The 13,620-nt window shown below is 44.6% G+C and carries 8 protein-coding genes; 2 read left to right on the top strand and 6 right to left on the bottom strand.

Annotated elements, in window-relative coordinates; genetic code table 11:
• Positions 1-1,393: VCBS domain-containing protein (locus A1QO_RS18255; RefSeq protein WP_038131583.1), on the top strand; the 1,393-nt coding region annotated here is incomplete at its 5' end.
• Between the two features lie 344 nt (positions 1,394-1,737).
• Here A1QO_RS18255 and A1QO_RS18260 read toward each other — a convergent pair.
• From A1QO_RS18260 to A1QO_RS18285, 6 genes are all read right to left on the bottom strand, one after another.
• Entirely contained in the window at positions 1,738-3,033 is a 1,296-nt protein-coding gene (locus A1QO_RS18260) for an HlyD family type I secretion periplasmic adaptor subunit (RefSeq protein WP_017038375.1), read from the bottom strand.
• Entirely contained in the window at positions 3,023-5,071 is a 2,049-nt protein-coding gene (locus tag A1QO_RS18265; RefSeq protein ID WP_017039814.1) for an ABC transporter transmembrane domain-containing protein, read from the bottom strand. The genes A1QO_RS18260 and A1QO_RS18265 overlap by 11 nt, the downstream gene beginning before the upstream one ends.
• On the bottom strand, positions 5,068-6,687 hold the full coding sequence (locus A1QO_RS18270) for an ABC transporter transmembrane domain-containing protein (RefSeq protein ID WP_017033428.1): 1,620 nt from the start codon (positions 6,685-6,687) through the stop codon (positions 5,068-5,070). Before A1QO_RS18270 ends, A1QO_RS18265 begins: the two co-directional genes overlap by 4 nt.
• 254 nt (positions 6,688-6,941) lie before the next feature.
• Positions 6,942-7,430: an outer membrane beta-barrel protein gene (locus tag A1QO_RS18275; RefSeq protein WP_017033429.1), complete on the bottom strand. Its 489-nt coding sequence runs from the start codon at positions 7,428-7,430 to the stop codon at positions 6,942-6,944.
• A gap of 156 nt (positions 7,431-7,586) precedes the next feature.
• A complete protein-coding gene (hrpA, locus tag A1QO_RS18280; protein WP_017041108.1) occupies positions 7,587-11,525 on the bottom strand; it encodes an ATP-dependent RNA helicase HrpA in 3,939 nt (1,312 codons plus the stop codon).
• Between the two features lie 125 nt (positions 11,526-11,650).
• The gene (locus tag A1QO_RS18285) at positions 11,651-13,054 is read right to left on the bottom strand and encodes a MipA/OmpV family protein (RefSeq protein WP_017039812.1); all 1,404 of its coding nucleotides are present in this window, start codon (positions 13,052-13,054) and stop codon (positions 11,651-11,653) included.
• A 123-nt stretch (positions 13,055-13,177) separates the two neighbouring features.
• Here A1QO_RS18285 and A1QO_RS18290 point away from each other — a divergent pair, with 123 nt between their 5' ends.
• Positions 13,178-13,543: a hypothetical protein gene (locus A1QO_RS18290; RefSeq protein WP_026026675.1), complete on the top strand. Its 366-nt coding sequence runs from the start codon at positions 13,178-13,180 to the stop codon at positions 13,541-13,543.
• Positions 13,544-13,620: the final 77 nt, after the last annotated feature.

Below are 13,620 nucleotides of genomic sequence, written 5' to 3' on the forward strand. Positions count from 1 at the left end.
TGCCGGTGAAGATCATTTTTACGACACTCGTAATGCCCATGCGATCAGTGATCCCTATGGCGGTCACCTGACCATTGGAAAAGCCGGTGATTGGGCTTATTCGGTTCCCAATGCCAATATTCAACACTTAGCGGCAGGGCAAGTCGAGCAGGTTCAATATGAAGTAACGACTGCTGGCGGTGATAAGCAGGTTATTACCCTCTATGTCCATGGTACTAATGATAAACCAATAATTTCTGAAGTTATCGCAGGTGCACATAACATTGATGAAGATGCTGCAAATGCGACCTCTGGGCAAATTATTATCAGTGATGTTGATCATAGCGATCAACATGCTGTAAGCATTGACTCACAGCATCCACCACAATATGGCTCTGTCAGTTATAACAACAATAGCCAAACTTGGGTTTACACCCTCAATAATAATAATGCCAAAGTAAATGCATTAAATGATGGTGATAAGTTAACGGATAAATTTTCAATATTAGTGGATGATGGCCATGGAGGTGTCACCCAACAAGAGATCGAAATGAGTATTAATGGTCACAGCGATATTCCCCCTATGCCGACTTTGGTTGCACCAGCACAAATATCGGGTAGTGCTGGACATCAAGATTTACATGCCTCAATCGGTTTCCCTCCGATTATTCACCAAGGAACGCCTACGCCGATGACAGGCTGGGGAATATCAGATCACCACGGACACTCTCTCACTGCATTACACGGTCAATTTGGTACTTTGCATGTCAATCCTGCAACCGGAGAGTTGAGTTACGATTACCAACAACCTTCATCAGGCGTCGTTAAGACACATACAGGAGGCTCTTACGGTAGTGGTACAGACGAAACCGACTCGTTTGTTTTAACCCTAGGAGGCGATCAAAACTCACAAGTCGCTGTGCACCTACATTTACATTCGCAATCCGTCCATGGAAACAGCGGACATCACATTGACCAAACCACACTAACTGGCATGGATTTATCGCCAATCGCTCCACCACCTCCTCCAGCACCCGGCATGAGCCAAGCGGATGAACCGGATGCCTCTTTCAGCACCCCTGATGAAGTTACTCTTAATTTTGATGAGGTGACGGCAAACCTAGAACATACAGCGATAGGCGAACACGAACAGCGTTCTGGTGCCCATGCTTACCTAGACGCTCTGGGTATTAATGCTGACTCGCCGTCTATAGATTCACCGTCACACAATGTACCAGTGGCACAGGATATCGATATCATTTTCAGTGATGCCGAGAGTGCTTATGGGGCTGAGCAAACTGACGACAGTATGAGTGACGCACTGTCTCACCATACCGAAAGCCCATCTTTTGATGATTCTTTACACCATCATAATGATATTGACGGATTGCCTGACATAGACCCAAATAACTAGGGTCTGTTGATCTTTCGAGCTGTTTTTTGCAGCACTTTGTGGGAAATTTCTACAAGGCAGAGGCTTTGAAGTGTAGCTAGCCTACATGAGAAGCTGATAACGCAGTAGAAATGAACCACAAAGACTGCCCGAAGGGTTCGGCTAGAATCGTTTTATGCTTTGTTAAGAAGTATTAACTTAGAATGACTAGGCTACATACTCCTTGCCGCGCCTAAAACGATTCTATCTCGAACAAAATTTAACCACGAAAGGTCAACAGACCCTAGAACATCACCCCTTCGGTAAACAAAAAAGGAGCACGACATGTGCCCCTTTCATTACTCTAGTCAGCCAGATCGGGGACTTTATCGTTCACCAAACGCGACACTCACATTGGTATAAATCGGTTTCCATAGGTACTGAAAAACCGATTTCTCACCCGTTGTAATGTCAACTTCACCGGTCATACCCGGTAAGATAACAAACTGTTCAGGGTTATCTCTAAAATACGGCTTGTCTACCGACACGATCACCTCGTAGAAAATCTCGCCTCTTTCACTTTGGCTCGTCGTTGGCGAGATACTTTCAACTAACCCCTTCAATGCACCAAATCGGCTGTAGTCAAAGGCATCTACCTTGATACGGGTTGGCTGACCAACACTCACAAAGCCGATATCTCGTGGAGATAAACGCGCTTTGAAGGCGGCTTTTCCACCAACAGGGACAATTTCAACAACAGTTCCTCCTGGTTGAATCACACCACCATTTCTTGTGCTAGGAATACTTTGAACCAAGCCTTGTACTGGGGATTCCATAACCGTATTGACTAACTTAGCTTGACTGGATCGCACTCTTGCGTTCAAGGCAGACAAGTCTGAAACCGCTTTGGAACGTTGATCACTCACTTCCACTTTAGCCTCAGCGAGTAACTGCTCTATTTTTTGATCATTGCTTTCACCTTGACGAATCAACACGGATTTTTTGCCTCGTGCTTCTTCTATCTTTTGTTCGATGGTGGCCAGTTTCTGACGCATTTCGAGCACTCGCAAACGGGATATATTTCCCGCTTTGAAGCCTTTTTCAAGTATCACTAATTCTTGCTTAGTGGCGGTGAGTTCTTTTTCATAACTGGGCAACGTCTTTTCAACACTTCTTAGCTGCTCTGATATTTGCTCGCTCTCTTTTTCCAGTACGATTCTTTTTTGTAAATACAACGCTTTCTGGGCATTCAGTTGGGCTTTTTGTTGGCTGACAATCTCGGGGAAATCCACTTCAAACTCAGCAAAGTTTGGCTCTCGTTGCTCAAGCAGCGCATTCATTCGCTCAACACTCATCTGAAGCGTGACTTGTTGTGACTGCAACTCTTCGAGCGCCGTTTGTTGGAACGTTGCATCAAACTCCACCAACGGCTGACCAACCTCCACCAACTGCCCCTCTTTCACAAGAATACGTTTCAATTTTCCGCCGATGTCGCTTTGCAGTACCTGCTTCTCTCCTTCAGGTATCACTGCACCTTTTGCTTTAGCAATTTCATCCACTTGAGTGACCAAAGACCAAGTGACAAATGCGATAACACACAATGCAACAGACCATGTCGCAATGGAAAGTGATCGAGCCGTGTTCTGTGATTCAACTAATTCACCGTATAATTTATCGCTCATTCACTGTCTCCTGTTCTATTTCGTTACTCTCTTGGGCTAGAGGCCCAGCATAAACAACCACTCCTTCATTAAGCACCACCACTTTATCGGCCAGCTTTATAAGTTCAGGGTCATGAGAGGTAAACACCACCGTGGCGTTGCCGCTTTTTGATTGAAGAAATTCACCGAATATTTTTTTTGAATTTGGGTGGTAATCGGGAACCGGATTATCAAGAAAATACAATTTGTAGTCATAAACCAGAGCCTTGGCATCTATCAATATCTGAGCCACACTTCCCGATAAGATATCAAAAAGGCTGTCTGGCATAACGCTGCTTATTGGGGTATCCAGATCGTCTGCTAAAGAGCGCAGCCAATCGCCTCCACCCACAGTTTCAATTGAGTGGCGCATTTTTTCTTCGGGTATGTCGTGCCCATCATTAAGCCATTCTCGAATGCTCAATGTGAGCAGATCGGGGTAAGCAGTACGGATAAAACACCAATGGCGGTAAAGCTGAGAATCGTATTGCGCCAGATTCACACCTTCAATCTCTACCATCCCATTTTGAACTGACTGCAACCCAGACATCACTTCGAGCAAAGAGGATTTACCGCTGCCTGACGGGCCAGTGATAGCAACCACTTCCCCCGCCTGAATGTCAAAACTCACCCCATTTAATGCTGGACGGCTTTGTTTAGGATAACGCAAGGTGACCTGCTCGACTTTCAACGTTGGCGCAAGTTTTGGTAAAGGATGGTGCTGATAGCGGAATTCTCGCTCAGAAGGCTGAGAAAGTATCCGATTCACCTGTTGCTTGGATTGATTAAAACCACTAAAACGTAATGCACTGTTCGCGAGCATTTGAGCAGGGCCGGTTACTTTAGAAATCAACATCATCGAGGCAATTAAGCCCCCTGGCGTCATGACTTGTTCGAAAATCAAGCCAATCCCAAGCCCCATGATTGCAAGCGTAGAGCCTACCCCTATTAAGTAATAAGCGGAGGTATACCGACTTTGTAAAACCGATTGAGAAAAATTGACTTTAGAGGCGAGTAAATTTGCCTTATCAAAGCGTTGCATCCAATGCTGAGCCATTCCCGAACTGCGTATAAATGTGAGTTTAGACGACAGTTCGTTGGTCATATTTTGTCGGTTTGTCCCTGCAACGGTCGATTGCATTGAGCGTTTACTGCTTGAGTAAATTGAACGTTTCGCTAAAACGTAATAGAGCGTTAAAGACAGGATTGGCACTAACACTAGCCAGCCACCCAACACACCAATTGCCACAACAAATAAGAGAATAAAGGGAAGATCAAACAGAGCGTTCCCCAAAGGACCAGACAACACGCCTGAAACTCGTTCTGATAAGAGTACTTGGTTTTGCTGACTCGAGGTGGTGACTTGCTGGTTTTGTGAATAGCTGTTTAAAAGCAGCTTATGAACCAACGCTTGTGAGATTTCTCTGCTCACTCGATTTGATACCGTAGCAAATACGCGACTTCGCAGCGTTCGTAACCAACCCATCATAATAAATAACAACGCCGCCCCGATCGCGATGCCTTGTAGTTCATGCCCTGCATCGCCGCCGATCACATGATCATAAATAGACATAGTGATAAAAGGGACCGCGAGAGCAAAAAGGTTCGTTACAAAGCTGATCAATAATAGTTTTGGAATAATAGGTCGAAAAGCGTGCAAGCGCTCCCCAACCCAATCACTGGCGGGCTTCTCTAATGGCACCCCTTCTATCACAATACAAAACTGAAGGTTTGATGTGAGCCCTTTTTCTCCTTGTAGCGACTCCCATTGCCCAGAGACCATCCGTCCGATGGTGACTTCCTTACTACTATCAACAGCCAAAATGAGTTGATGATCACCCACATTATTCAGATTAGGGAGCAGCTTGTATGGCAGAGAGAGTCGGTCAAATAAAGCGAACACATCGTCTAAAGTCTCAATGCCATTTTCATCCACCCACTGATCCGCGAACAATTGTACATTAGCATTGACTTCAATCTCTTTAAGGATGGATAAACTCAGCACCTCTAAGTTCGTCATGCAGCCTCCCCCTTTCCATTGATGGCAACAACATCGTTAACCTTGGCACTTTGATGGGCCAGTGTGCGCAACATGGGATGATAGGTCACCAAAAAAATGGTTCTCCCATCGACTACTTCTTGTTTAAGTACGGCCACTAGTCGTTCTAAGCCATCAAGATCCAGAGATGCGTCTGGTCGATCGAGCAGCAAAATAGGCTTCGAGCTGGCCAGTTGTGCAGCGATATTGAGTAGCTTGACGTTGCCCATACTAAGAGGTGAAGCGCTGGTATGACCTATCTTTGTCTCTAACCCATCAGGCAGACGCGTAATTTCTTTGGTTAATCCCAACCTTCGGGCATAGTGTGTCGCTTTATCCGTTTGGGCTGGATTGAACCCACACAGGTTGTCTAAAATGGTTCCCGACACTAATTGCGCTTTGGCGCCGCAAAATCCCGACATTGCGCTCAATGTCGAGACACCAATTGACTCCCCATCAGCAAGAACATCTCCTCCACTGGGTTGGTCTACACCCGCAAGTGATGACAGCATAAAGCTAGCTAGGTGGCGAACATCGCTCTCGATGAGTATTATCTGACCGACCTCTGCTTTCAATGCTAATTGATGACTCAAGCCATAGCGCTCAACCGTCACTTCTCGTAACTCCAAATTTGTGAAGGACATTCCCTCTTGCTTTGCAGCATCAGACACCGACAAAGCATCCAGTTTTTCAATCGCTTGTGTAGCACTATGAATGCCATTCATTTTAATTCTGACACCGACTAATGCGCTCAACGGGGCGACAGCGCGACCAGCTAATATTGAACATGCCGCCAATCCGCCTGTGGTTAAGTCGCCATCCAATACCCACAAACTTCCGCTGATCACTAACAAAACAGAAGTGGCTAACGCCGCGAGTTGAATGCACTCTTGGGCAAAAGCGTTTTGTTCTTCCTCTTTGGCTTTAGATTGAGATCGAGCGTGATTGATGGATTTAAATTGGCTGAAAATTCTCGATTCAACCGCTTGACGCTTGATTCCTTGTATCGTCTGCCCTAACAGAATAAGAAAGGCTTTCCTTTGTTTTTCGTTTTGCGAAGCGTGTTCACTGAGCACTTTTACTTTTTGAGACGAAAGCCATACCACGCAGAGCGTCAAACACCAAACCACGATCGGGATGACAACGAGTTCGCCCCCTATATATCCGACTAGAGCTAAGAAAATGAGTGCAAATGGCAGATCGATAAAACCCGAGATAATGCCACCTGAATACCAATCTTTGACTTTAGACACCGCACCAAGCCCTTCCTCAATGCCACCAATACCCACATGGCGAATTTGGCTTGGGGAAGCGGTGGTGATCTTACCGATAATATCCTGATACGTTGCTTTTTCGGTATTACTCGCGGCCGCCGACAGTATCCAACTTCGCACAAAACGAATGAAAGATTCCATCACTACAGCGAGCAACGCACCCGCTAACAAAAGCGTTGCGGTGCCATAACTTTGATTGGGTAAAATTCGGTCATAAATTTGAAGTACCGTTAACGGAACCGCCAATGACAATAGGTTGATCAGCAGCGAAGGCAGCAGAACTTTACCTACTGCTGCCCCTTTTTCTACAGAGTTGTCTCGCATACACCGTCCTTATTCACGCTTATGGAATAAGATTGGTACACACAGTCCCGTTAAGCAAGGTAACAAGCTGATTTAAATTAGATTTATCGCACAAGAATGAAGTAAACATGGATACAACGAGGTGAGAGAAAAGCGAATAACAGCCAAGATCCAAAATGAGTCAATGATAAGACGTCTATCGGCAGTAAAAGATATGAGTTCAGAAAACAAAAACGCCAGCATTGAAGGCTGGCGTTGACTTGTTAAGCGACGTTTTATAAGAAGTTAAAAGACGCCGTTAGAGAAAACGTATTCACGTCTTCTTTGTCCATCACATACGTCATGTAGTTTGCACCCAGTGAAATAGGACCAAATACAGCGTAATCTGCACCAACACCGTACATCATGTCGTAGCCATCATCGTCACTGAATTTAGTGCCATTAGGGCCGGTTAGATCCCAAGAGTGGACTCCGCCTTTGGCGTACACTTGAAGTGGGCCAAAGTTAATGCTTGGTTTAACCGCAAAGTAAACAGAAGAGGCTTTTACGTCGCCAGTAGCAAACTCAAATTTACCGTGGTCCGTATAACCGGCTTCTAGGCCGATGAATGGTAAAATGCCTGTACCCGCATGGATGTTGTAAGACGTTGCATCTTCACTTCCTAAGCTAGATTGACCAGCAGACGCACCACCATATACCCAAGAGTCAGCCATAGCCGTCGAAGATGCACCAATAAGAGCAAGCGCTAAAAGAGTCTTTTTCATAATAAACCTTATTTGTTATAGCTAACGATGACGCTAACTAATACGTGTTGTTATGAGCAATGGCGCTTTAATGGCAGGCCATTGCCGTAATTTTGCCAAATTATAGAGTTATGTTTACAGTATGCAAGGTCTATGCCGCCAATTAACAGGCGTCCATTAGCAAGCATCAATGGCGTTTTTAACCCGTTTATCCGATACTGGATACGGTGTCCCAAGCTGCTGTGCAAAGAAGCTAACCCTAAGCTCTTCAAGCATCCAGCGTACTTCTTTGACGTTATCAGGTATCGCCACGCCTTTGGGTATTTTATTGAGTAATTCTTTGTAATCTTTTGTGGCTGATTCCACTTTCAGCATGTGTAAACGATCTTTATTGGGATCGATAGGCAGCTTTTCCATTCTCTTTTCAATGGCTTTCATGTAGCGCAAGATATCTGGAAGCCGCTTCCAACCACACTCTGTCGCGAACCCTTTAAAAATCAGGCTTTCTACTTGTGCTTTGATGTCAGATAGCGCAAACGCCATCGTGAAATCAACCTTGCCCTTAAGCTTTTTATTGATGTTAAAGGCGGTGGTTAAAATCGTTTCAACTTGCTTTGCTATGTCTACAACCGTGTCGCCAAGTTCAGCTCGAATATGTTCTTTCAACGTTTCAAATTGTGTCGGCTCCCAGACCAAGCCACCTTTTTCTTCGATTAACTTATCAATGCCACACGCAATGCAATCATCGATCAGATCCAGCACTTTGCCATAAGGGTTGAAGTAAAGTCCCAACTTCGATTTATTTGGCAAGTTTGAATGCAAATATTTTATCGGTGACGGTACATTTAAAAGCAAAAGCCTGCGTTGACCTGCACGCATGGCGGAGATCTGCTCTTGCTCTGTTTCAAACAGCTTAATTTCAACACTGTCTTTAGTGTCTACCAAGGCTGGGTAAGCTTTAACTTCAAAACCACCGCGTTTCTGTTGATACACTTTTGGCAGTTCGCCAAAGCTCCAAGTGTGCAAACCTTGCTGTTCAATGTCGTCATCTGCGACTTTCGACAGTGTTTCTTGAACCTTCTCTTTCAAGCTTTCTTTAAGCGTATAAAGATCTTTGTTCTCTTTGAGTTTACGGTTGCGGTGATCCACCGCTCTGAACGTGACTTTCAAATGCTCTGGAATCTGGTTTAGATTCCAATCATCACGCAATACCTCTACCCCTGTCATTCGACGCAACTCTTTCTCAAGAGCATCAAGTAAAGGCATTTCCATCGCGGTGACGCGCCCTAGGAACGCATCGGCGTAGTTTGGAGCGGGAACAAAATTCTTACGCAACGTTTTTGGCAACGCTTTGATCATGCTGACAATCAACTCATGACGCAGCCCTGGAATTTGCCAATCAAAACCTGCAGGCTCAATCTGATTTAAAATAGGCAGTGGCACATGAACCGTGACGCCGTCACTATCCTCGCCCGGTTCGAACTGATAACTCAACTTGAGCTTGATTCCGCCTTGGTGCCAGAAGTTCGGGTAATCCAAATCGGTAACATGGCTCGCATCACCTCTGAACAGCATTTCTTTTTCAAAGTTTAGGAGCTCTTTATTCTCTTTGGCTGCTTTTTTCCACCAGGTGTCAAAATGACGTCCAGAGACGACTTCTGTCCCCACGCGTTGATCATAAAAATCAAACAGCTCATCGTCATCGACTAATATGTCACGACGGCGAGATTTGTGCTCTAACTCTTCGACTTCCTCTAAAAGCTTTCTATTTTGCTTAAAGAATGGATGTTTATTTTCCCACTCACCCTCGACAAGGGCGCTGCGAATGAAGATTTCTCGGCTGACCGTGGCATCAATTTGGCTGTAGTTGACCAATCGTTTCGGTACAATCGCAATGCCATAAAGCATCACTTTTTCATCGGCCATGACGGCGGCGCGTTTTTTCGACCAATGAGGTTCGCTGTAGCTACGCTTAATTAAGTGCCCAGCTAACGGCTCAATCCATTCAGGTTGGATCTTAGCGATGATGCGCCCCCAAAGTTTCGAGGTTTCAACAAGCTCGGCTGACATGATCCATTTGGGCTGTTTCTTAAATAGGCCAGACGCAGGGAAAATGCTAAAACGCGCGTTTCTTGCCCCTTGATATTCATTTTTCTCAGGGTCTTTAAAACCGATGTGAGAGAGCAAACCTGCCAAAATAGAGCTATGCACTTTTTCGTAAGACGCTTCTTCATCATTGAGTTTGAAGTCCATTTCTCGCATTGACTGATGAATCTGGAAGTAAACATCTTGCCATTCACGGACTCTGAGATAATTCAAAAAGTCTTTCTTACACTGCTTACGGAATTGATTGCCGTTCAGCTCTTTTTGTTGCTCTTTTATGTAATTCCATAAATTGACAAACGTGAGGAAATCAGACTCTTCATGGAAGAAACGCTTATGCTTTTCATCTGACGCTTGTTTTTTCTCTGATGGTCTTTCCCTAGGATCTTGGATAGAAAGTGCCGAGGTAATGATCATCAACTCTTTCAAGCAACCGTTACGACTCGCTTCAAGTACCATGCGAGCCAGACGCGGATCAATCGGCAATCGAGCCAGTTTACGACCCATTGGTGTTAAGCGTTTTTTATCGCTACCGGCGTCTTTACGCGGTTTGTTGTCACTGGCAATCGCGCCCAATTCTTCTAAAAGACGGACACCATCTTGAATGTTGCGCTTATCTGGCGCTTCAACGAATGGGAAGGCTTGAATATCTCCAAGGCCCAGTGACGTCATTTGTAAGATAACCGACGCTAAGTTGGTACGCAGAATTTCTGGATCGGTGAACTCTGGGCGCGATTCAAAATCTTCTTCTGAATACAGACGAATACAAACACCTTCGCTAACACGACCACAACGCCCTTTACGCTGGTTGGCGCTAGCTTGAGAAATTGGCTCAATAGGCAGTCTTTGCACTTTGGTTCGGTAACTGTAACGGCTGATTCGAGCGGTACCTGGGTCAATCACGTACTCGATACCCGGAACCGTAAGCGAGGTTTCTGCTACGTTGGTCGCTAGGACAATACGTCGGCCATTGTGTGGCTGGAATATCTTGTTTTGCTCGCTCGATGACAACCTTGCGTATAACGGCACGATCTCAGTATCACGCAGATTTCGTTTTCCGAGCGCATCAGCGGTGTCTCGTATTTCTCGCTCACCATTCATGAAGATAAGAATATCGCCAAGGCCTTCACAACACAGCTCATCGACCGCTTCAAAAATGCCTTCTAGCTGATCTCTGTCGGTATCGTCTTCCCCACTTAATGGGCGGTAACGTGTATCTACTGGGTAGGTTCTACCTGATACTTCAATGATTGGGGCATCATTAAAGTGCTTTGAAAAACGTTCAGGATCGATGGTTGCCGAGGTAATAATTATCTTCAGATCAGGGCGGCGCGGTAACAGCTCTTTCAAATAACCAAGAATGAAGTCAATGTTCAGGCTGCGTTCGTGCGCTTCATCAATAATGATGGTGTCATATTGGTTCAAATAACGATCGTGGCTAATTTCAGCCAATAAAATACCGTCGGTCATCAATTTGATCTGGGTATTATCGGAAATCTGATCATTGAATCGAACTTTATAACCAACAAACTCACCCAGCGGAGTCTTCATTTCCTCCGCTATGCGGTTAGCCACAGAACGTGCGGCGAGTCGCCTTGGTTGGGTATGGCCAATTAAACCGTATTTCCCACGACCCAACTCGGCACAGATTTTCGGTATCTGCGTTGTTTTTCCTGAGCCTGTTTCACCAGCAACGATGACCACCTGATGGTTTTCTATCGCTTTGGCAATATCATCACGTCGTTGGCTTACGGGTAAAATATCTGGGTATTCTATGGTGGTTTTATAATCGAAGCGCTGCTGCGCCGTCATCATCGATTGGGCGATATCTAACGCGATTTCGTCAAATACACTATTCCGTGCCGCTTCTTTTTTAATTTTACTTGCGCCACTAATACGTTTGCTGAGACGAAATCTATCGCGCAACATGCATTCACTCAATGCTTTACGTAGTGATTGAGCGCTATTCGCCGACTGAACTGGGGCTTCTTTTTTAGGCTGAGACGAGGTCAAAGCAATTCCTATTTAGCTAGACAGAAAAACTGTGCGGATTGTAGCACTTTCCGGTTTCGAGAAAAAACAAATCAAAAAACGCCCACTAGCACTGAAACCAATGGGCGCTTTTCTGATTTTACGATTTAGAAATCAAACTGAACATAAACCGTATTGTAGTTGCTGCCACCTTTAATTCGACCATACTGAGAGGATTTTTCAAAAATCGCAGATCGATGATGAAGCGAGTAGCCTACCCACATATTGTTCAAGTCTGTTTGATTAAACAGATCACCCACATTTACATCAAAGGAGAAATCCAAATAATTCAATAAATTACTCGGAACTTTATCTTTTTCAACCATCTCTTTGCCTTCGAGATAAGTGACATTATCAATATAAGACAAACCTTCTGCCACACCAAAGCGCCACTTTGTCGGCCAATTCAATGTGTAGTACGCTTTGATCGCTGCAACATATTCCGTGCTTGATGACTGAACATCTGACGACCAATGATGCACTAAACCTGGCGTTAAATAGATATCAAGCGGCAGACCAAACAATTCGTCAGTGAGTGGATGGCCATAAAATACAGAGCTTAATTGATTATTAAATTCATCTTTCTCGACATTAAATTTCATAATGTCGCCAATATTTGATGGCGTTCCCCAACCATGTGCGACCCGTACATAACGCTTGTTGTTCAGCTCTGTTTTAGGCGCTTTGGTTTTATCGTTAAAGAAGCCAAAACCAAGGTAGAGCTCACCTTGATAAAGATCTTTAACCACATCACTGGCATAAGCATTGCTATCAAGTCGAGTGACCGCGGTTGAGCCCAGTAAATAAAGGTTGGAAATGACATGATAGCGAGCTTCAATACCTATGGTGGCATCTATGCCTGCATCAACAATTTGTCCTTCGGGGTAATTAGAGAAACCATAGTAAGTGCTATTAAAATCCTTACTTTTATAGCGTAATGTTACCCTGGGTTTAAACTCCCAATCGCCAGATTCAAACTCCCCTTTAATGGTCGCGTTACTGTGCCAATTAAAATGGCTATCGGACATAAATTCAAAATCAGTCGTCCATGTGTCGTCTAATCGGTACCCGAGCTGAAAACCGATATCTCCGGTATCCCCTTCATAACGATTTTGAGTACTCGCAGGAATATCAACAAAGCGCATTCGAGCCAGTATATTGAGCTCAAAACGCGCATCGTCTGGCTTATAGAGATACGCACCAAATTCTGTGCCCTCAATGAATACATAATCATTTTTAAAGAACAGCATAGGGATAAAAGTACCGACAGAACGGTCACCGATATCGTTGTAATAGGGAATAGAGGCAAGCCTTGTCATGGCGGCGATGCCCCACTCTTGCTCAGAAACCACCGTCTTTGTGGTTGGCTTTTTCACATCTTCAGTGATCACTGGATGTTCGGTTGTCACTGAATTTAAGTCGGTTTCCGCTTGTGTCGAAGCACTCAGCGCAAAAGAGCAGGCTGCAAAAGAACAGAAGGTCGCTTGAATGAGCCTTTTTTGTTTTATCATCGTTTTATTTCTCGTGTTCCTTGCTCAATATCACCAAAAAAAGACAATTTTAGAAGGAAATTTTATGTTTCGAGTTCAATCACCGTTACAATGGTAATATATGTTCTTCTAAATGACAGAAATGTGAAAGCATCTGATTTAAAAAATATTCTCAACAATCTACCTGAAAGCCAAGATCCAGACATTGTGATGGGCGAAGAATGGCTGCCTGAACGCCTTATAGATACACAGTTAAACGAAGAACTGCTGTTTTTAAAGTTCGATAATGCGCCCGAAGAATCACAAGGTGATGAAGAAGCGCGTGGGTTTGTTGAGCATGAAATCACCATGATTAGGCATCGATTTGAACAAATCATCAACGATGCCTCAGATACAAAAACCAAAGCCGATGCCATGGTGGCGCTTTTTTTGATGGGTCATGAGTCCTCAAGCTCTGAAATCATTGAAATTTTAGAAGATCCTGACGTTCCTGATAATCCAACTCACTAGTATCCTCCTGCCGCGCTCGTCCCACTCATGTTTTACTGAGTGCTAATTTCAAGCGGTATCAACGTGAAAAACCATCC

This window comes from Vibrio genomosp. F10 str. ZF-129 (genome assembly GCF_000287055.2).
Lineage (GTDB): Bacteria > Pseudomonadota > Gammaproteobacteria > Enterobacterales > Vibrionaceae > Vibrio.